This window comes from Chryseobacterium sp. GW821-FHT04C04 (genome assembly GCF_059420365.1).
The window spans coordinates 544,768-565,949 of sequence record NZ_JBWKTO010000001.1; the positions used below are offsets into that span (position 1 = coordinate 544,768).

At 36.3% G+C, this 21,182-nt stretch carries 15 protein-coding genes and 2 tRNA genes; 5 read left to right on the forward strand and 12 right to left on the reverse strand.

Annotation, left to right across the window (positions count from 1 at the left end; translation table 11 throughout):
• Positions 1 to 99: 99 nt before the first annotated feature.
• From AC07UM_RS02530 to AC07UM_RS02540, 3 genes are all read right to left on the reverse strand, one after another.
• Entirely contained in the window at positions 100 to 3,105 is a 3,006-nt protein-coding gene (locus AC07UM_RS02530; RefSeq protein ID WP_494682631.1) for a reprolysin-like metallopeptidase, read from the reverse strand.
• A 641-nt stretch (positions 3,106 to 3,746) separates the two neighbouring features.
• Positions 3,747 to 5,171, reverse strand: a complete 1,425-nt coding sequence (locus tag AC07UM_RS02535) for a tetratricopeptide repeat protein (RefSeq protein WP_494682630.1) — start codon at positions 5,169 to 5,171, stop codon at positions 3,747 to 3,749.
• A gap of 98 nt (positions 5,172 to 5,269) precedes the next feature.
• The gene (locus tag AC07UM_RS02540; protein WP_494682629.1) at positions 5,270 to 6,697 is read right to left on the reverse strand and encodes a tetratricopeptide repeat protein; all 1,428 of its coding nucleotides are present in this window, start codon (positions 6,695 to 6,697) and stop codon (positions 5,270 to 5,272) included.
• A gap of 513 nt (positions 6,698 to 7,210) precedes the next feature.
• Between AC07UM_RS02540 and AC07UM_RS02545 the strand changes: the two genes are divergently transcribed.
• Positions 7,211 to 7,720: a GNAT family N-acetyltransferase gene (locus AC07UM_RS02545; protein ID WP_494682628.1), complete on the forward strand. Its 510-nt coding sequence runs from the start codon at positions 7,211 to 7,213 to the stop codon at positions 7,718 to 7,720.
• Between the two features lie 12 nt (positions 7,721 to 7,732).
• On the opposite strand, the gene AC07UM_RS02550 is transcribed toward AC07UM_RS02545, so the two are convergent.
• The 4 genes from AC07UM_RS02550 to AC07UM_RS02565 are packed head-to-tail and all read right to left on the reverse strand — an operon-like array spanning position 7,733 to position 11,960.
• The gene (locus AC07UM_RS02550; RefSeq protein WP_494682627.1) at positions 7,733 to 9,322 is read right to left on the reverse strand and encodes an MFS transporter; all 1,590 of its coding nucleotides are present in this window, start codon (positions 9,320 to 9,322) and stop codon (positions 7,733 to 7,735) included.
• Between the two features lie 2 nt (positions 9,323 to 9,324).
• A complete protein-coding gene (locus AC07UM_RS02555) occupies positions 9,325 to 10,371 on the reverse strand; it encodes an HlyD family secretion protein (protein WP_494682626.1) in 1,047 nt (348 codons plus the stop codon).
• Positions 10,372 to 10,381: 10 nt separating this feature from the next.
• Positions 10,382 to 11,716 carry a TolC family protein gene (locus AC07UM_RS02560; RefSeq protein WP_494682625.1) on the reverse strand — a complete coding sequence of 445 codons (1,335 nt, stop codon included), beginning with the start codon at positions 11,714 to 11,716 and terminating at the stop codon, positions 10,382 to 10,384.
• A complete protein-coding gene (locus AC07UM_RS02565; RefSeq protein ID WP_494682624.1) occupies positions 11,703 to 11,960 on the reverse strand; it encodes a hypothetical protein in 258 nt (85 codons plus the stop codon). Before AC07UM_RS02565 ends, AC07UM_RS02560 begins: the two co-directional genes overlap by 14 nt.
• Before the next feature lie 92 nt (positions 11,961 to 12,052).
• Here AC07UM_RS02565 and AC07UM_RS02570 point away from each other — a divergent pair, with 92 nt between their 5' ends.
• Positions 12,053 to 12,841 carry a helix-turn-helix domain-containing protein gene (locus AC07UM_RS02570; protein WP_494682623.1) on the forward strand — a complete coding sequence of 263 codons (789 nt, stop codon included), beginning with the start codon at positions 12,053 to 12,055 and terminating at the stop codon, positions 12,839 to 12,841.
• A 117-nt stretch (positions 12,842 to 12,958) separates the two neighbouring features.
• Here AC07UM_RS02570 and AC07UM_RS02575 read toward each other — a convergent pair.
• The 4 genes from AC07UM_RS02575 to AC07UM_RS02590 form a co-directional block, all read right to left on the reverse strand.
• Positions 12,959 to 13,034 (reverse strand) — tRNA-Lys (locus tag AC07UM_RS02575).
• A 293-nt stretch (positions 13,035 to 13,327) separates the two neighbouring features.
• The gene (locus AC07UM_RS02580) at positions 13,328 to 14,029 is read right to left on the reverse strand and encodes a DAPG hydrolase family protein (RefSeq protein ID WP_494682622.1); all 702 of its coding nucleotides are present in this window, start codon (positions 14,027 to 14,029) and stop codon (positions 13,328 to 13,330) included.
• A 202-nt stretch (positions 14,030 to 14,231) separates the two neighbouring features.
• A complete protein-coding gene (locus AC07UM_RS02585) occupies positions 14,232 to 15,047 on the reverse strand; it encodes a helix-turn-helix domain-containing protein (RefSeq protein ID WP_494682621.1) in 816 nt (271 codons plus the stop codon).
• A 204-nt stretch (positions 15,048 to 15,251) separates the two neighbouring features.
• Positions 15,252 to 15,324, reverse strand: a tRNA-Lys gene (locus AC07UM_RS02590).
• A gap of 410 nt (positions 15,325 to 15,734) precedes the next feature.
• On the opposite strand from AC07UM_RS02590, the gene AC07UM_RS02595 reads away from it, so the two are divergent.
• The 3 genes from AC07UM_RS02595 to ric all read left to right on the forward strand — a co-directional run bounded on the left by AC07UM_RS02595 (position 15,735) and on the right by ric (position 17,420).
• Entirely contained in the window at positions 15,735 to 16,166 is a 432-nt protein-coding gene (locus AC07UM_RS02595) for an RrF2 family transcriptional regulator (protein WP_494682620.1), read from the forward strand.
• 82 nt (positions 16,167 to 16,248) lie between these two features.
• A complete protein-coding gene (locus AC07UM_RS02600; protein WP_494682619.1) occupies positions 16,249 to 16,671 on the forward strand; it encodes a c-type cytochrome in 423 nt (140 codons plus the stop codon).
• A 23-nt stretch (positions 16,672 to 16,694) separates the two neighbouring features.
• On the forward strand, positions 16,695 to 17,420 hold the full coding sequence (gene ric, locus AC07UM_RS02605; protein ID WP_494682618.1) for an iron-sulfur cluster repair di-iron protein: 726 nt from the start codon (positions 16,695 to 16,697) through the stop codon (positions 17,418 to 17,420).
• Between the two features lie 146 nt (positions 17,421 to 17,566).
• Here the strand turns inward: ric and AC07UM_RS02610 are convergent, their stop codons facing one another.
• Entirely contained in the window at positions 17,567 to 21,052 is a 3,486-nt protein-coding gene (locus AC07UM_RS02610) for a glycosyltransferase family 117 protein (RefSeq protein WP_494682617.1), read from the reverse strand.
• Positions 21,053 to 21,182: the final 130 nt, after the last annotated feature.

The window sequence follows — 21,182 nt, forward strand, 5'->3', positions numbered from 1 at the left end:
GCAAAAGGCTGCCTCCAATCAGAGGCAGCCTTCTTTAGTTAAAATAAATCCTTTTTCTCTCCGCTTTTAGATCCTGATACGGAGATTCATTCCTGTTTTTTATTTTTTAATTAATTTGGTGTTATAAGTGTTTTTGTCATCTTTTATTGTGATCACATACATTCCTTTTACCAGTGAGGCAACATTGATTCTTTGTCCGTCAAGTTTTCCTTCCTGAACAAGTCTTCCGTCTGCACTATAGATTTTGTAATCGGCTTTACCCTTCAGGTTTTTCACTTCTACAAATGCATCTGCCGGGTTAGGATAAATGGATATTTCTGATGATTTTGTATCTGCAGCTTCTCTTACGGCAAGGTTATTTGCAGTAATTTTCACTGGAAGATCCATAACCCCTCCTGCCTGGCTTGCAATTTCACCGCAAACATCATTCAGAGCTGAATTGGAAAACTTACCTACAATTCTCATTCTTAGTAATTTATCTCCGGAATAAGTAGCTGCTGGAACTGTAAAGCTAATGTTACCCATCCCAACATTACCTGCAGGGGCTCCACCGGATGCCTGAGCAATTCTTTCTGATACTTCGAAAATTCCGTTTCTGTTGTAATCAATCCATGCAGATACGTTTACCTGCATACCGCTTTGCAACAAGTTTCCTATTCTAGGTGAAATAGTATATGTATTGCCCTGTGTCAAATTAACAATCTTAGTAGGATCTTCGCTTAAATCTTTATAAGATCTTGCTGTAGCATCAGTATAATCAATATTGGCAACCGCCACTTTTAATATTGATCCTAAGTAAGGGGATCCTGAGCTTAGTACACAGTAATCAACTCCCGTTTTTAAGCCTTTTGTTTTAAATGTATAGTTATTAGAAAAAGCTCCTGAAGCTGAATTGACTACTGCTGCCACCTGTACTTCATAATTCGTTTCGTCTTCTAAGTTATTCAGTACCACAGAATTTGCCTGACTAGTAGCATTAGACCAGTTTACAGTCCCTGCTTTTCTATAATTAACAGAATAAGTAGCTCCCGGAACACTATTCCATGAAACCCTTGCTGTTGTTTTGAAAACTTCAGTATCTATGGTAGAAATACCTGTAGGTGCTGACGCAGAAGATGTAGGAGCACTTCCTACAGTAACAGCAGGTGACACTGCATAAAATATATTCCCTACAGCTGATACTCTTAGTTTAACTGTTCCACTTAGATTACCCGGCATTTGTACATTATAACTTCCGGTATTGGGTGCTGCAGCAACCAGATCTGTCCATGTAACTCCGTTATTTGTAGTATAATCAATTTTTACACTGGCTGTATTATAAGGAGCAGCGTTGGTATTGGCAACATCCCAATATATCGTGTTCATCGCATCATTATACAACACAGAAGATGCAGTAAGCCCATTGAATTTGAAAGGACCATCATTTTTTACTGTAACGGTCGTTGTAGAACTGGAGACCATAGAACGTTGCGGATTTTGATCTCTTACCGTCACCGCATAATTCAATACGCGAGGAATATAAGATACAGTTTCCCAACTTTGCTTGTTCGTTAGTGATCCGTTCATCACAGTTTCTAACTTAGGGAAATACCTTCTTCCGTCAGGCGTTCCAGGAATAGATCTTGTCAAAGCCCCTTTTGGATTATATCCCCATCCGCTGTCTCCTGAAATGGTAGAAAATCCATCTGTACTATCATTTTGCTCCCACGTATAATTCACAGAATCATTTTCTGCGTCTGTAGCAGAAGCTTCTAGATAGTAAGCAGTTCCTTTAGGAATATTGTAAGCCACCAAAGGATTAATAGCAGGAGCTGTATTATTAGTGATATTTTGAGAAACCCCACAATTAAGTTTATTTTCTAAATTAGTCAATACCTGATCAATTGATTTGTAATGGAAATAGCCATCCGCATTAGCCTGAACATTATCATAAGTAATCCCGGCATATCCCATAATGGTTGTTCCTCCTCCAGGTTCTACATTCGCTCCTTGATTAGCATCTGTAACCGAGGTATTTGAAAATGTGTGATTAGCTCCCAGCTGATGCCCCATTTCATGAGCCGCAGTAAAGTCAAAAACATCTCCTACAGGCACAGGCCCTTGTGTATAAGCTGATCCTTTTTGTTTATCTGTATTACTAGCAGGATCTATACACACAATACCGATTCCTCCTGCATTTCCGCTTCTTTCTGCATTTTGATTAAGAACATGTCCAATATCATAATTGGCATTCCCTACTACAGAAGTAAGTGTTTGTTGTAACTGAGTATTTAAATCATTACTATAAGGATCTGTTGCAGCATCCAGATAGATAAGCTGCGGAAGGTTCTGAACCGTTAAATGAGCTCCAAAATCACGTTCAAAAACACCATTTATACGAGTCATTGTATTATTCATTGCTGCCAGAACAACCCCTTTTTTTACATCATCAGTAGCGTTACCGGGAGTTCCTGCCGCTGTTAATTGATATTGACTGTATTCTCCGGTAACAGACAATGCCATTCTGAAATCTCTGTATTTTGTGTTGGTAGGTCTTTGGGTAATTCCTACTCCTGAAAGCAATTTTTTACCATTTGCAACCAGTTTTCCAATATCATCAATATGCTTCTCTCCGGTCTCACATGTAAAGCCATGTTCTCCACTTTCTTTTGTTTTGTAGAAAACTCCGTACGTTTGTTTATCGGCGCTTATTGGCTCTATAAACTGGAATATGCCATCTTTGATAATCATAGACTGCATATCGCTTGGAGATGTACTGAATCTTAAATATTTAGAAGCATCATCTACTCCAACTCCTACATAAGAACCTAGCTGGTATCTGTCTGCCAGAGATTTATCCATCACCGGATTGCTATAGACTGCAAATTTTTCGATTTTTCCTTCTACCGTAGGTAAAGAAATAATAACAGGTCTTGCATCTTTCCCTGTTTCTTCAGCATTTCTAAGCATTTCTCTCAGAGACTTCAGATCAACTCTGTAAGAATGCTGTACTTCCACTCCTTTTCTTATCTGCGAAGTTCTTTGAGTTGTAGATTCCCATCTTTGGGCATTGAAAACGGTAAAACAAGATGCTAACGCACAAACAAATAAAATTCTTTTTTTCATAGATTTATTTAAAGTATTATTGTGAATAAGTGTAGTTGATATGATTTAAAAAGATGGCATGTGAATGAATTTATTAATGAAAGTACCCCAAGTAGAAATTACTATAAATTAACCAAAACATACATTTCCATGAATATTTCACAAGCAAAACTATCTAAAAAGCGATATATATTCAATTAATTAGAAAAAAACATGATACTACACAGATACAACACAAACGTAAAGCATTAACTTACAACCAATTATAAAATAACCTTATCTACTTAAAATAAGACTGAAAAAAGTACTCCCTTAAAAATCTAATCTGAAATACGGGATAATAAACCCATTCAAAACAGTGCAACATATTGTCCCACTGAACAGAGATCTTAAGATGAGTGATGAAAATCGGCGTATTAATTCATCATTAGCTTGCCTTTATATGAATGAACAAGCTCAATTTAACAAAAAATACAAGCAATTGAATATCAATTTATTAAAATGAAAATTATGTAGTGTAGTATCTGTGTAGTAGATTTTTTTTTCTCATTCCCATTATAAATTTTGATATTTGCCCACAAGAGACCACACAAAATCCGAGTGGTGAAAAGAGAATATTTCGAATACTGTCTGGCCTGATATGTCAGACAGTTTTTTTTGAATTATTTCAATGTATCAAAAAAAAGATAGATATCCGTTTCTCCCGGAATATTGAGTCTTTTTCTAATCCTGTATTTTTTCTGTTGAACGGTTCGGTGCTGAACCAGAGTATAGCTCGCAATTTCCTTAGAGGTAAAATGAAGTTTCAGCATGGCACAAAAAACAAGTTCAGAACTTTCAAGGCCTGGATTGATTACTAAAAGCTGATCTATAAACCCCGGATAAACTTCTTTGAAACGATTGAAAAATTCGGGATCATTATTTTTACCTAGTTCTATAATTTCTTCCTGCTTATTATCATTCATCTGAATTTTCAGGTTTTCCGCTTCTATACCAAGAACTTTTTTTCTTTTTCCCAATGCACTGATAATTGTCCATGCATAGATTCCCAATAGAGAAAGGGCAACAATAGACAAAAAAATAATCCTATATATATACTTTTTTTTATTATCAGTATCTTCTTGGGCATTTGTAATAAATGCCTCCATATCCTGGTTAATGGTAGCTAGCAAAGAGGTATTGGTCTTAAAATAAGCATCGGTATACGCCTTTAGATAAAAGTATGCTTTTTCTTTATCCCCTGTACGTTCGTATAATATTCTGAGATCGTTATAAATATACTTAGTGTAGTAGGCATAGATCCGTTTTGTTTTTTCACTGATTTTCAATGCTTTTTTAAGAGCTTCTTCTGCTTTGTTATATTGTTTATAGGTAATATAATATTCTCCCATAATTGTATTGGTGTACAGCGATATCCCGTCTTCTTTACCATTTTTATTGGCTTTATCATAAGCAAGAGTTATATATTTATAGGCTGAGTCTCTATTTTTATGCATATAGACATAATCACTCATAGCACACTCTGTAAGACCACTATCATCTAATCTTTTTGCTTTATGAAAATAGTAAAGGGCTTTTTCGTACTCTTTTCTTTCAATAAGATAAAGGGCCTGCCTTAAATATATACTGAAAAGAAGATCATTTTTGAGTGCTGATGTATTGCTTTTATGAATGAAGTTCATTGCTTCATTATTATATTGAAACGCTTTATCCAGCCTTCTGAGCTCTACATTGAAACGGCCGTAAACGTTATAAAATCTGGCTTTATGTATATTATCTTCTGAATGATCAAGGATTTCTTTTGCATTATCAAAAAGAACCTGAGCCTTCTGATAATTTTCAAGTGAGATATTAAGCTCTGCCAGATTGATATAGCAGAGTGCCTTTCCGTCTGCATAATTTAGTTTATCAGCCTGCTTATAATATCTTTTATTAAGATTGATTAAAGAGTCATATTCTCCTGCAAGCCTGAACCTCTCGTTCTGCTTCAGCAAAGAAACATCAAATTTCTTTTCCACCTCTTTATTAGAATGAGAATGGCACGAAACGATAATAATAAGTAAAACAAAAAGAAAAATACGCATCATGTGATTCTCTATATAAGCTAAATTCTTGTACAAAATATAATTACTTCCAATGTGAGATCAACAATAAAATCTTTTCATAAAACAAAATCCTGCTGCTTTTATTGTGATTCATTTATTGATTGTGCTAAATTTTCAAAAAAATCGTAAATATCTGTTTCTCCAGAGATATTCAGTCTTTTCCTGATCCTGTATTTTTTCTGTTGGATAGACCTGTGCTGTACGAAAGTATAGTCTGCAATTTCCTTGGATGAAAAATTCAGTTTTAACATCGCGCAGAATGCCAATTCCGAATTTTCAAGATCTGGTTTGATCTCCAGCAGTGCTTTTATAAAATCAGGGTATAGTTCTTTGAATTTTAACAAAAAAGAAGAGTCATTTCGTTTAGCAAGCTCAATCACTTCTTCCAATTGCTTGGTCTGGACATTATTTTTCAATTCATCTGTTTCTTCTTTTAGAGTATTCTTCTTTAATTTCAAAGCATTGATCATCTTTCGGACATATACTCCCGAAATGGTAATAACAGTAATAGACAATGCAATGAACAATGGGAGATCATTTTTATGCCAGTCCGACTCTTGCTTCATTTCCAGGATGAAATCTTCCGTAGCTTTATTCATCGCTGCAAATCGGGCTGCATCAAAACGTTTTTCCTCTTCCATATATTTCTTCAGATAAAAATAAGCCTTTCCTCCGTCATTTTTTTTCTTATACAATTCTGCAAGAGACTTATAAACCTCTTTTATATGGGAAGAATAGGTATGTCTTGCTTTAATATTAATTTCCAACGCTTTCTTAAGGGCTTTTTCAGCTTTTTCATTATTATTGACATCATTGTAGTAATATCCCATCGTGTAATATACCCAAAGAGATTCTACATCAGTGGTTTTCTGGCTCAGCATCTTTTCATCTGCCCGGGCAATATATATTCCTGCAGAATCCGGCTTATGGAAAAATAAATAGTACTGTGCAACCATACAATTGGTATACGCAGAGTTTTCCAGCATATTCGCTTTAGTAAAACATTGTAAGGAGGTTCCCAGCCACCCTTTTAAGGCATAATAAATTCCTTTGTTGACGTACAATCTTGGAAGAAGTTTATCGGTAAGCTTTGTTTTTTTTGCCTGTTTTAAATAATAAAATGCTTTATTATTACACTCTATAGCCTTATCATTTAATTTAAGATGAGAATAATATTGACCATAATCATCATAGAATGTTGCCTTATGAAAAGTATTTTCAGAGTTTTCCAGATCTTTTTCAGCTTTGTTGAAAAAAAAACGGGCTTTTTCATAATTCCCTGCAGAAACGTTCACCCCAGCCATATTCAGATAGCAAAGGCCTTTTCCTGCTTTGTACTTCATTTTACCGGCCTTTTTCAGATATTTTATGTTAAGCCTGATGAGTGCTTCATATTCACCGGATAACTGCAGCTCTGCACTTTGGGTTGATAAAGAAATATCAAAATCTTCTCTTTCCTTATCCTGAGAATCACGGCTGCAAGAAATAATACATAGAAATAATCCCATGCAGATTGTATAGGCTAGTATTTTTTGTATGTTCTTTGACTGTATTTTTTTATTCTTAAAAAGAATCAAATTAATTTTTCCCATCACCACCGCTTTTCCCTAAATCTACATACCTACCTATTCATATTTCATCGAAATATGTTGATAAAAATCTATTATTATTTATTGTTTTCCCCAATATGTGTTATAAATATACACAATTTATCATACTTATTATGAAATAAGTCTTTAATTTTACATAAAAGCAATATTAAAATAAAGCAAGCTATTTTCCCCTCAAACAGACATTTTCTAAAATTTCCAGAAAGTTTGTGTAGGATTTTCTGATTACAATAAATGTCTGTTGTATTCATAATAAGACTATATGAAATGAAAATTGTTACAAATGCATCGGCTGGTTTTAAAATTTTAATAGAACTATTTAAATTCCAACACTTATATTGAAAAGAAATTCAAAATAATCCACATATTTGCAGTTGAATACCAATGAAAATGACAAACAGGGTTAACATAATGAATATTAGCTATCGAAAACTTCTTCCTGAAGAAAGTAAAAACTACCGAACAATCCGCCTGGAAAGCCTCGAAAAATTTCCTGAATCTTTTGGAGCAAACTATCAAGAAGCCTTGAAGATTGAAAAATTCCGAATGGAAAGCGATATTGAGAATCAAACCCCGGAAAGATTTGTGTTTGGTGCTTTTGCAGATCAGGAACTTATAGGGATCTGTACTTTTGTTAAAGATGAAAATAATACCGGGAATATTTACCAGATGTATGTAAAAAAAGAGTTTCAGGGAAGAAATATTGGTCAGGGATTGATTGAGGCTGTTATTCATGAAGCCTGTGAAACATTTAATGGGATTGAAATCATTTTAGAAGTTGCTCCTGGAAATAATAAAGCGTACAACTTGTACAGGAAAATAGGATTTCAGGAAACAGGGAGCATACCAAGTGGAGATCAGAGCAATAGCATGATCATGAAATATGTTCTCTACCACTCCCCTCCACCTGTTGTTTTGTAGATGGTGTGCTATCTAATAAGGAATAGTTCCTTTTCTTATCCTTAAGACAACTTTCTGAATCTGTGGTAAAATGATGAGAATAACAATTACAACAACTACTCCCAAAAGCATAAGATCATAATAATCCCGAGTGGCACGAGCCCATATTTGTTGTCCTATCAGTTTATTAAAATACATTCCTGAAGCATCTTTTGCGGTATAGATATCACTGCCGGCATTGATATATTTGTTTTGAATATCCAGTAAGGTAACTGGCAATTGTGGGTTAGTTTCTGTTAATGTTTCTCGAACCTTCTCCCTCACTGCAGATTTGGAAAACAACTGAATTTCATTATTAAGGGCCAGGCTGGCCGTAAAACCAGTGAACCTCGCCAATATCCCTACAAGCGATGCATTCAACGCAATATTTGGCGGTGCTGCTGAGCTGGTGAATGAAACAATGGGTACAAATAAAACTCCTGTTGCAACACCATAGATAAACATTGGCAGAATGAAGTCAGTTGTTTCTCCCTGTACAGAAACAAAAAGTATCATATAGCCATAATACAAAGCCATCAACCCAAAACCTGCTATAATAATCCTGATCAGGTTAAAGCCCATCAAGACCAATCGGGACGTAACAAACATACTCAACGTAGTTCCAACAATTACAGCGCTCCATATCGGAATAGTACCCAGTGGATCATTACCTAAAATGACTTCAAGATAACCATAAGCAAGTCCGGTACTTCCTTTAAAAATATAAAAAGTAAAAAGCAGCAGCAGACCGATAACAAAATTCTTGACTTTGAAGATCTGTAAGTTAATCAATGGTCGTTTAAGCTTTGATTCTCTACTAACAAACAGCACAAGGAGGATTGCACCGATAAGGCTAAGAAAAATGATTAATGAACTTTCAAACCAACCCAATTGCCGCCCATAGATCAAAATATATCCTATTATGAAAATAAAAGAGGCATAAAAGAGATATCCCACCCAATCTACCTGATACAACGGTATTTTTTTGGTAAATCTCGCTTCGCCGTTCATCGTCAGCAGCACAACAAATGCCAGAATGATGAGCATGATAATGAACCCATAAAATATCCAGTTGAAATCATAAAAATAAAGCACTACACTGGAATAGATGGAATAAAACGGAACTGAGATTTGTATACTTCCATACAGGAGACTATATCCAATTACCCGGGCACGTGTAGACTCCAATCGTGGAAAAGTGAGCTGTAGGACGATGCCTGACATCAATGCACAGGTAATTCCCTCTACAAACTGGCAAATGACAAAAAGTGTCCAATCTTTGGAATGAAAACAGATAACAGAACATAGCGCATTAATAGTGAGTGCCATCATCAGGTATTTCCTTGGTGCAAAATACTTTACAATACGAAAATCCAAAGCCAAAAAAGCTACGCAAGATCCATAAATAACGATCATGGCATACTGTACATCAGTAGATTGCACCCCATAATAGCCCATTACCGCAACAGGACTACTGTAAAACGTGAAAGCAAACAGACAGGCCATCAGAACGCCAAATATTACTGATCTTGCCATCCATTCGGATACCCATGGTTTGAAAACCGGAATTTTATGTGCTTGCATTATTACTCTTTTAAAACATAAACATTGGCATTCATTCCTGCAGAGAGCTTACCTAATTTTTCAGGCTTATCAGTAAGCTTTATTCTAACGGGAATACGTTGGATAATTTTAACAAAATTACCGGTAGCGTTGTCTGGTGGCAGCAATGAATATCGGGAACCGGTAGTCGGAGAAAGTGATTGGATGACCCCATTGAATTTTTCGTTGGGAAAAGCATCTACTTCTATGGATACGGGCTGCCCTATCTTGAAACGACCAATCTGTGTTTCCTTGAAGTTCGCTATTACCCATTTTTCTTCTGTTTCGTTCACTAAAAATGCCAAAGTTTGCCCTGGTTGTATTAATTGCCCTTCCTGAACGGTCTTTTTACCAATTCGCCCGTCAAAAGGTGCAGTGATTACGGTATAGCTAATATCTAGTTCCTGCCGTGCGAGCAGCGCTTCCTTAATTTTTATTTCTGCCTTTATTGCATTATGCTGTGCCCGAATATCATTCAATTTGGATTCTGCAACCTGCAGGGAAGCTTTTGCCTGATCATAATCAGATTGTGTAATATCCAAAGACATACTCACACTCTCAAATTTTTGTGGTGTGGTAGATTCGTCAGCCAATAAATTTTTATAACGTCCGTATTCTCTTTGCTGCTGAATCAGTTTCGCTTTTGTCCCTGAGAGCTGTGCTTTTATGACGGCGATACTCTTTATTTGCGTTTCCTCATTAGCCGCCAAAATAGGTAATTTGGCATGCGAACTCCCCAGTTCTGCTGATGCGATATTTCTTTTCAGTCCATATTCGTCCACCGCAATCACTACAAGCGTATCTCCTTTTCGAACCTGCTGATTGTCTTTGTAATAAATTTTACTGATATACCCACCTACTTTTGCATTTACAGGCGATAAATAGGCATCCACCTGTGCATCATTGGTTTGTTCATAGCGGTATCCTTTTAGAAAATATAGAACTCCCCAAATGATGAGCGCTGTGAATAAGGAGATACCCAACCATTTGGTTAAGCTTATGATTATTTTATCTGTTTTATTTTTGTTCATAATTTTTGTATTAAAGAATTCCTACGATTGCCAGTAATTGGATATGACTGAGTTTTAAATTTGCCTGTGTGTTTGTCAGGTTAAATTTGGCCTCCAGCAAAGCATTTTCCGCTTCCAAAAGATCGGTCAAAAGTGATTCTTGATTGAGATAACTGTTTCTGATAACCCGAACGGTTTCGGTAGTTTTAGTGATGTTCTTTTCTGCGGTTTCTACACTTTCCAAAGCCTGCTGTTGTTGTAAATAAGCTTCTTTTACCTGAATTGAAATTTCATCTTTTTTAATGTTTGCTTTTTCTTTTGCCTGATTGTTTACAACCTGGGCGCGAGCAATGGAATGTTTGTTTTTGTATACATTATCAATAGAAAACTGCACCTTGATTCCTGTCTGTCCAAACGCCCATAAATCATTCGAGTACGGATAAAATGAGATCTGCGGATAGGTATAATTGTAATTGGAATACAAGGAAACTTTAGGAAATATCACCGCTTTAATTTGCTTGATATTGAGCTCACTCCATTTGATATCACTATCGACCATCTTATACGCGGGCGATTGCTGAAGCGCCATAGCTATGTAATCAGCGTAATCAGAATCATTGATAGCTTCCATTTCAAAACTACCTTGATAGTTGATCTCTAATTCTGTTTCGTTATCGCGGCCCATCAGAATGTTAAGACGCTGTGTGGTAACATTGGTTTTCTTTTCAATATCTGAAAGACTTAATTCCAACTGTGACAACTTCACCGAGGTTCTCAGCACATCACTCTTTAACACAATCCCGTTTTTGTGTAAACTTTCAATGAGTGAAAGCTGTTTTTTCTCTGCCGCAATTTCAGCAGCAAGAAAATCGCGGAAATTCAGAAACTTGTACAGATCAAAATAAGCAACAGCAACATTATATTTTACACTGTGCTTCTGCAGATCGGCTTCATATTGTTTATGTGTCTCTTCCACCTGCTTCATCTTGATATTTCTCCTTTCTTTACCCCCGTTAAAGAGAGTAAAATTGAGGTTATATCCCACTCCATAGCCATAACCTTTTACAGGGACATCTTGCGGGGATGAGAATAATCCATTATCGTAAATGAGAAATTGAGAATTGAGTTTTGCGTCTCCACTTATTGAAAGTTCCGGAAGCACGCGGTCTTTGGCTTCAAGTACTTCTAAATTACTTTGCTGAAGGTTTAAATCCGATAGTTTTAGCTGACGGTTATTCGCTTCGGCAACTTTCCATATTTCTTCCAAACTTAATGCTTGGGGAGCTCCTGCATCCTGGGCATATAGAGATTTTGCAAAGAAAAGCAGTAGGATTCCCAAAATTGGAATTGATTTATATCGTTTCATTGATTTTCTTTTTATACATGATTCCATAGTCTCTTTTATTTAAAAACCACTTTTTTACAATCTTTTTTAATTCATCAAATACCATTGTTAAATCAATTATGGGTACGAAAGGATAAGAATAAGCCAGCCAGTAGATATTAAGAGTGCTCATTTCTTCTTCTGAATGATATATTTCATGATCACAAAGTTTCTCTTGTGTCAAAAGCTCGATGTGTTTATTAGGGTTTATGATTTTCTGTTTCATAATGACTCTGTTATTATTTACATCACAAAATTATTCACATTGGAAAATCATCTTTTTATATAATTAGCCTAATATTTGTTATATTTGGCCACATGGATACTCTTAAGCAGCTTATAAATAGTGTAGATCAGAATCCTGACTCTATCCTGGTGGTACGACAGCAAACCGAACAGCGTCTGCCTTCACATCAACACGATAAAGCTCAGTTATTATTGGTTTTTGGAGGGATTGCTTACCTGCAGACAGGCGAAAGGGATTTCTATATTCCTTCCAATCATTATATCTGGATTCCTAAAAATTATCTCCATAACCTGATGTTCAACACGCAGGATCTGTACATCATCAACATTTATTTTCCAGGAGAAAGTTCTCATGATTTTTATAATGAGTTGGGTATTTATCCGGTGAGTAAGCTCTTAGCTGAAATGCTGTCTTTCAGCGAAAAATGGCAGGGTGATTATTTCAAAGGATCGTGGGAGTTTGAATTTTTAACAACATTGAAAAATGTACTTCCCAAGGAAAATCTGAAAAAGTTTTCGATTCAGCTTCCTACTACTGACGATCAGCAGCTCCAGACTATTGTTGCCCAGCTTAGGAATCAGCTGAATGAAAATCTTACTTTAGAACATGTGGCCACGGAATGGGGCATGAGCGTAAGAAGTTTGACCCGTCTATTTCGGACAAAACTACACATTACCTTTATTCAGTATATAAAAATGCTGAGGATTATCCGGGCGATGGAGCTGATTAAAGACAGTGATCTGAATATGACCGAAATTGCCTATGAGATTGGATACTCCAACATCGCTGCATTCAGTAATAATTTTTATCAATTAACCAATATGAGACCTACTGAATTCAAGACAATGTCTAACGTGTAAACTACATTGCACATCAGTTTTCATTGACTTTGGGTATTGAAACCTGTCATAAAAATGAGTGAATACTGGTGTAGTATATTTAACAAAAAAGCCTCAACTTTCGTTGAGGCTTTTTTTTGGTGACCCGGCTGGGATTCGAACCCAGGACCCATACATTAAAAGTGTATTGCTCTACCAGCTGAGCTACCGAGTCGGCCACTTACTTTTTCAAGTAAATCCCTTTGTTTAAGGGACTGCAAAGATAGAAACTTTTTCTAAAATTCCAAATTTTTTCTCTGTATTTTCTCATAAACTTTCATATTATTTTGAGTAAACAGAAGCCATTTGCAGTTGATATGAAATTCAAACCGAATTTCTCTATTCTTAAGTCGTTGTGTATTAATTTAATTCTTTCAAAAAACACAAAATGAAGATTCCTGTATCGTATTAAAAAAAAATTAATGGAAATTTTACTTTTTAGCCATGAGAGACTTTAATGTCCCAGGATTACCAAAGAAGGGGTGCCTTATCTCCTTTTGTATTTTCTGCATAGTAAAGAGAAGGAAGAACATGGGAGAGATAAGTAAATTCAGTGTAGCAATGCTCCATCAATCCAAATCCAATTTCATCCGGCAACAGGTGATCACTGTCTGCAGCTAATGCTCCAAGGAAAAAATGACTTCTCAACACACATCCCTGTGGCGTATCTCTGGTAACATGTACCATATACCCATCCAGGGGATCACCGTTAGCGTCTTTTGGGGTGTTTTCCCCAAACCCTATTCTGGCATATATTACTGCACTCACCTCATCGTTGTCATATGCCTTTTTTAAAATAGCAGGATTAAAAATTTCCACAGGATCATGAAACTTAATGGCAGCCGGTACGGGGGGGATATTCCCCAATGACTCTGTGGCATGTATTGTAGCCCCGATGTAATTCTCGTTTTTGATCCATTTGCTGTCCCATCCACTGTGTACCACATGATCATGCGGATGCCATAATTTCAGGTCTGCAGTTGTTTCAAAATAAGTGAACCACCAATCCAGCATCTTCCCTTTGCAGTGATGCATCACATTTCTCATTGCAATATGCAGCATTCCGTTTTCCAGTCTTTTGATACCGGCTTCCAGAGGTATTGGTTTAGGTGATAAAAGAGCATTGATATCCTGAAACATTAGTTGTTCCGATTCTTTTGTGAGTTCCATAATTCAGATATTTTTAGATTCATGTATTGATTCTTCAACCTTTAGGCTTTGAATCCTGACACAAAATTAAATCAGAGCTGTATAAGTTCTCTTGCATTATTTCCTAATCTAATGGTACAATTTGGAAATACGACAAAAGCATGAAGAATATGCTGAATTCATAAAATCTACATTATAAAAAACTCGAAAAGACAGAATGATTTCACATGCCAATACTTTGATTTCTAAAATCCTCAGGGGTCTGCCCTTTCCTGTTTTTATAAAATCTGGAAAAATAAGCAGGATCATCAAAACTCAGATGGTATGCAATTTCTTTTATCGTGAATTCACTGGAAACCAGCATCCGATCAGCTTCTACAATAAGCCTTTCGTGAAGCAGCTGCGTAAGCGTTCGGTCCATTTTCTCTTTCAGAATCTGATTGATCCGTTTTTCACTGATTCCCATTTTTGAAGAATAAAAGTCCGCTTTTCGCTCTGTTTTGTAATATTCATCCATCAGTATAATAAACTGATACACCCTTTTCTGATTGACATCCTGATGTAAAAAATAATGTTGGTTGATGCGGATAAGATTTAATAAGAGAACTTTCAAAAGTGCTTTTAAAACCAGATAAGTTCCCATTGGGTTATTATACTCTTTCTGTATCAATACTATCAGATGATTCAAGGTTTCTGCAGTACTACGGTCTATAGAAAAACCACTAAACTGCCCATGCATATTAAAAAGATTGAAAACATCCAACGCATATTCTTTGTCATCTTCTTCCAGATATTCTCTTTTAAAAGAGAGTATACAACCTTTTTTATCTTCCAGATCTAATTTTGTAAAACGATATGGGGGAATGAGATAGATATAATCATTACCTTCATTCCGATCGCTTTCATCTCCTGAATGATCTTTTATCCATATCATTTCAAAAAAATGGCTCCGCTGAGAACTTTGAAAATAATGATCAGGACAATGAGACAGTTCAAAAAAGATAAATTTTAATGGATCAATCTGGTGAATGAATTTCATATGCCGCGTAATTTATCTACAAAGATACCGTTATACATCGCCTGAAATGATGATAAAGGATTAGATTTTCAGCCAGCAAGCCCGGAATCAAACTCCATGGATACTTTCATTACCTATCCGGCCTGGAAAAAAATATTTTTGAGAGTAAAAGTTTTGTGAATTTTCGAAATAAAAAAAGACATTCTGAGAAGAATGTCTTTTTAGTGACCCGGCTGGGATTCGAACCCAGGACCCATACATTAAAAGTGTATTGCTCTACCAGCTGAGCTACCGAGTCGGCCACTTTACTTTTTTAAGTAAATCCCTTTGTTTAAGGGACTGCAAAGATAGAAAAACGCTTCTTAAATCCAAATTTTTCTACGCTTTTTTATGATAAAATTTTCACTAAAAAAGTCAAACACCTGTTTATAAATAAATTACACTCCCTATTTTTTTAACAAAAATTACAGAAATAAAGGATAGATGACTAAAAATGGAATTTTCGCTGATTCTACTGTTTTGTAATTGCTTCATCATTCTACTATTTTAGGGTTAAAATTTTTGGATAAATACATTATTCTTCCGGTCACTTACAACATAGCTGGATAAAACAGCTTTTCATGACCTTCGTCAGATTTAAAAAAATAAAAGAGTTATTTGTCTTTTATTAAAAATCTCTTTGTACCTTTGTCTCATAAAATCAGAAAAATGTTTTCAAAAACCTGTGAATATGCTTTAAGAGCTTTAATCTACATTGCCCAGCAGTCTAAAAACGGCAGCAGGGTCGGGATTAAAGACATAGCAAAAAGCATTCATTCACCGGAACATTTTATCGCCAAAATTTTGCAGGATCTCAGCAGAAAAGGATTTGTACACTCTGCCAAGGGCCCGAACGGTGGTTTTTATATGGATCAGAAAAACCTGAATACCTCTATTGCTGATATCGTAAGAGAAGTAGATGGGGATAAGCTGTTCTCAGGGTGTGGACTTGGACTTGACCAATGCTCAGAAATTCATCCATGTCCGCTTCATGATCAGTTTAAAAAAATCAGACAGGATCTTCGTATTATGCTGGAAACCTCTAAGATTCAAATGTTTGTTGATAATCTGGATTTAAAATTAACCCACCTTAAGGTTTAAAAAAATTTAATTAAATAAAAGATAAAAAGATCTTTTAATATTAAATAAATCAATATGAAATTATATCTTAAATACCTATATTATGAAAACACAATTGCTAAAAACGCTCATTATTCTGGTGTTGTCGTTCGTTTTATTTTCCTGTTCCAAAACAGAAACCACCCCTATTCCGCAACCAGATCCTACCGCTCAGCAGACTGCTCCACTACCCGTAGAAACTTATCCAGCTCCTGTCACAATACCGAATCCAACTGGGGATAAAGGATTACAATTAATTCAGGAAACCGACTGTCTTACCTGCCATAAGGTAGATTCAAAATTAATTGGACCTTCTTATCAGGAAGTTGCTGCAAAATATACAGACGCAGATCTCGATATGCTGGCACAAAAAATCGTTGATGGAGGTAAAGGTAACTGGGGAGATATTCCGATGACCCCTCACACAGGATTACGTAAAGAAGACGCCAAGCTGATGGTAAAATATATCCTGTCACTCAAAAAGTAATCAAAAACAAAAAGTATCATATTATGAACACAAGAACAGACTTTATAGGAAATATGGTGGCTGAAGATTTCAGAACAGCTGCTGTTTTTAAAAGACATGGCATTGATTTCTGCTGTAAAGGAGGAAGAACTATTGAAGAAGCCTGCAGCAATAAGAAACTTCCACCTGAAAAGATTTATGAAGAACTGGAAGCATTACCCAAAAATGAAGGGGCATCAATAGACTTCAACAGCTGGCCTTTGGATCTGCTGGCAGATTATATTGAGAAAACCCATCACCGCTATGTGGAGGAAAAAACTCCGGTTTTACAAGCTTTCCTTGATAAGTTATGCAAAGTTCATGGAGAAAGACATCCGGAACTTTTTGAAATCAATACTTTATTTAACGAATCAGCCCACGACCTGGCAGCTCATATGAAAAAAGAAGAACTTATCCTGTTTCCTTTTGTAAGAAATATGATGAAGGCAAAAATATCCGGTGGATCTCTGCAGCAACCCGCTTTTGGAACAGTGGAAAATCCTGTTCATATGATGGAGCACGATCATACAGTGGAAGGTAACCGTTTCAGAAGGATTGCAGAAATCACCAATGAATATCTTCCTCCCGCAGATGCCTGCAACACGTATAAGGTTGCTTTTGCGATGCTTCAGGATTTTGAAAATGATTTGCATAAACATATTCATCTCGAAAATAATATTCTGTTTCCCAAAGCTATCCGACTGGAAAAAGAGTTCACTGCTGTCCTTTAAAATAGATAACAAAAAAATTAGCTGTCTCAAAAGTCAAATCATTAAACATTTTTCATTCTGAATCTTATTGTTAATCATTTATTTGAAATTTCATGGTATTTCATTCAGAATAACACTTTTGAGACAGCCATTTTCTTATATATCATTTACTGCGTTGCTTTCATCATGGCATTGGTTATTTCAATTTCTTTTTTCCTGGAGTAAGCAGAGTCAAAAGGCTCCATCACATTGAATAAATATTGGTAAAAAGGAGCAATCTGTCGGACATTTTCAGATTCCTTCATCGCTTTCTCTTTACCCATTTGCTGTAACCTGTTTACAAAAGCATTGAATTTTTTGTCGATCGGTGTAACAGATTTTAAAACATATGCATGAGCTTTTTCGTTCTGCCCCAAAGTTTTATAAGCATCCGTAACCGCTGAAACAACTAATGCATATTCCATCGGTTTGGACCTCATCGGTCTTTTGGAAGCAGCCTTAAATGAAGGTGAAAGATTCTGATAGTAATCATATTCTTCAAATATTCCTTTCTTGAGGGTTTCTGCCAGCTGAAGACCTTTCTGCTCCTGCCCTGCAACGATATATCCGGTGACCATTGAGCTTAATGAGCGTGGGTCGTTGTATTTCTCAACAGGAATTTCTTTTGCCGCAAGATCCAGTAGTTCCAGGGCCTTAGCTTTCTGTCCGCTTACTACAAGTGCAGACACTGCTCTGCTTACCGATATCCTGTAGCCCAGAATATTTGAAGTAGCCGTTTCATCATAATGAATACTAAGGTCTTTAAAATTACCCCATCTGAAGTTTTTCACCACCTGATAAAGAGAGTTGGCCTCTACCCTTCCTTTATCTCCATCCGGACTTTGAGGAGTATGAATAGGAACCAGCCTGTAACTGAAACCATCAAACTGCAGATATTCACCAAGATAAAAAATATTTTCACTGTCATACATTCCGCCTGATGAGAAATTTACAGATCGTTTCCAGTCGAAATTGGCCAGCATGTCCAGCATCATCAGATTGCTTTTATAAAGAGTATTTGCTTCATAATTGATCATAATCTGATCCACCGCATTGGGAAGATCAGCCTTGTTAATGATTCCTGATTTTACAGCATTTTCCTTATTTACAGGAAGAATAAATTTACTTACCGGAAGAATATTGTACTTTTCATACTGCTTTTCACCAAAATACATTTTCAATAGTTCATCCTTTGCGGATGATTTTAGTTTTAGGAATTTGATAGCATCTTTCAAGGTGAGAGAATCCTGAGTCAGATATTTTCTGAATTCCTGAAATTCTGTATCGGGGGCTCCCTGTTCTTTCAACATTTGGAAAAACCCTTCCCAGTCTTGTTTTTTCATCAGATAAACCTGATCATTTACACCATCTCTGTATTCTTCATGGGTCAGCTCTCCCGGAATTCCCATGGCATTGTATGTCCTTCTTTTTACCTGATCGATACTCCAGGGTGTGGCCAAAAGAGTAAAATTGACCGTTTTTACATCATCCCTGAATCTTTCCGTTTCCTGAATGGCCCATACCGGAAAAGTATCATTGTCACCATAAATGAAAATAATGTCATTTTTAGGCAGCGAACGTAAAAATGAATATGCATAATCACGGGCTGCCGTTTTTTTGCTTCTGTCATGTGAAGTATAATTCTGGAACCCCATCATAAAAGGAATTCCTAACAATACAATTCCCAAAACAATAGGGGTTGTACTGGATTTAAGTTTAGATTGAATTGACCAAAGTATAGCTCCTGCTCCCAAACCGATCCAGATCGCAAAGGCATAGAATGAGCCTACCATTGCATAATCTCTTTCTCTTACTTCGAATGGCTTTACTCCGGTATAAAAGACAATTCCCATACTTGTCAGAACAAACAATGAAAGAATGGCATAAAATCTTCCGAAATCTCTGTTTAACTGGAAAAAGAAGCCAATCAAACCTAGTATCAATGGAAGGAAAAAAAACTTTACGGTACTTTCGTTTTTAAATTTGGCAGGCATATGATCCTGATCACCCAGCATTGCATTATCTATAAAAGAAAATCCTGAGATCCAGTTGCCATTCGTATTTTCCATATGTCCCTCAAGATCATTTTGTCTTCCAGCAAAATTCCACATCAGGTATCTTACAAAGTAGTATCCGTTCTGGAAAGAGATAAAATAATCCATATTTTGAGCGAAAGAAGGGCGTTTTACTTTGATCAGATCGTAAGGTTTTACCTTCAGATAATCTTCTGCTGTGATAGAATCTCCTTCATATTTCGCTCTCAGCTCCTCAAAAATCCGTTTAGCCTCCGGATTGTCTGCTACCTCTGCATTTTCATAATTGAAGGTAAAATCCGGAGCTCCATACAAGGAAATATAATTGGCTGTCACCTCCTTATCCTCATTGAACATCCTCGGCATAAAACTGATGTGGGATTTATTAAACACATAATTGAATCTTTCCCCGGTTTTTCTATATGTTCCGGTTTTTTCATCTTTTTCGTAAATATCTCCAGTGACATCTCTTTTATAGCTCCCATCTTCATCTTTTTCCAATCCATTTTTGTCAAGAAATGCCGTGTAGTTCTGTCCGTAAATGGTAGGCCAGTCTCCATATTGTACCCTGTTGTAATAATCTCTCATTCCGATTGCCGTATCCGGGTCATTAAGATTCATTGGAGGATTGGCATTCGCTCTGATCGGAATCACCAGCCAGCACGAGAAACCAATGATCATATATACAAGAGATAAAACGATAGTCTGATACAGCTTTCTCTTGGCTTTTCTGGCATATTTAATCAAAAGATAACTGATTACGGTCATGAGAACAAACGCAACAATCGTCCCTGAATGGAAAGGAAGCCCCAGCCCATTCACAAAGAAAATTTCAAGTTTCCCGAACAAGGTCATGACCAAAGGGAAAATAAATTTGAATACAAATGCAAGAATTCCCAACGTAACCAGATTGGCTATTATAAAACTCTTCAAGGAAAAAGTATAGTTTCTGGCGTAATACACCAGACATATAGCCGGAATCGCCAGCATGCACATCATATGAACCCCTACAGAAAGACCTATTATGAAGAAAATAAGAATGATCCATCTTTCGCTGTCTGCTGCCTTATATTCGTTTTCCCATTTGGTGATAAGCCAGACCAGCAGTGCAATAAACAGAGAAGCCATTGCATATACCTCACCTTCTACCGCTGAGAACCAGAAAGTATCTGAGAATGTAAAGCATAAAGCTCCGATTACTCCGGCAAAGAGTATTGAAATCTGCTGAGATCTGGTAATATCTTCAAAATCTTTATTCAAAAGCCGTCTTAAAAAATGGGTAATCGTCCAGAACAGAAACAGAATGGTAAAAGCACTGAATACTGCTGACATTGCATTGATCACAATAGAATAATTTTCTGAGTTTCCCAATGCAAAAATACTCGCCACCGCTCCCACAATCTGGAATAAAGCGGCTCCCGGAGCATGGGTTACCTCCAATTTCACTGCTGAAGATATGTATTCCCCGCAATCCCAAAAACTCAGGGAATGTTCTATGGTTGAGAGATACGTGATGAGTGCAACAGCGAAAAGGAACCATCCCACTACGGTGTTCCATTTTTTAAAAGACCAGTTTTTCATATACTATTTTTCAATATGTATATGACAACTGAAAAAAAGGGTTTATTACATGAAAGTTGAAAATATTATTTAGGATAAAAATATTCAGGTGATAAAATCCAAAAACTGCAAAAGCTTTAACTCAATTCAA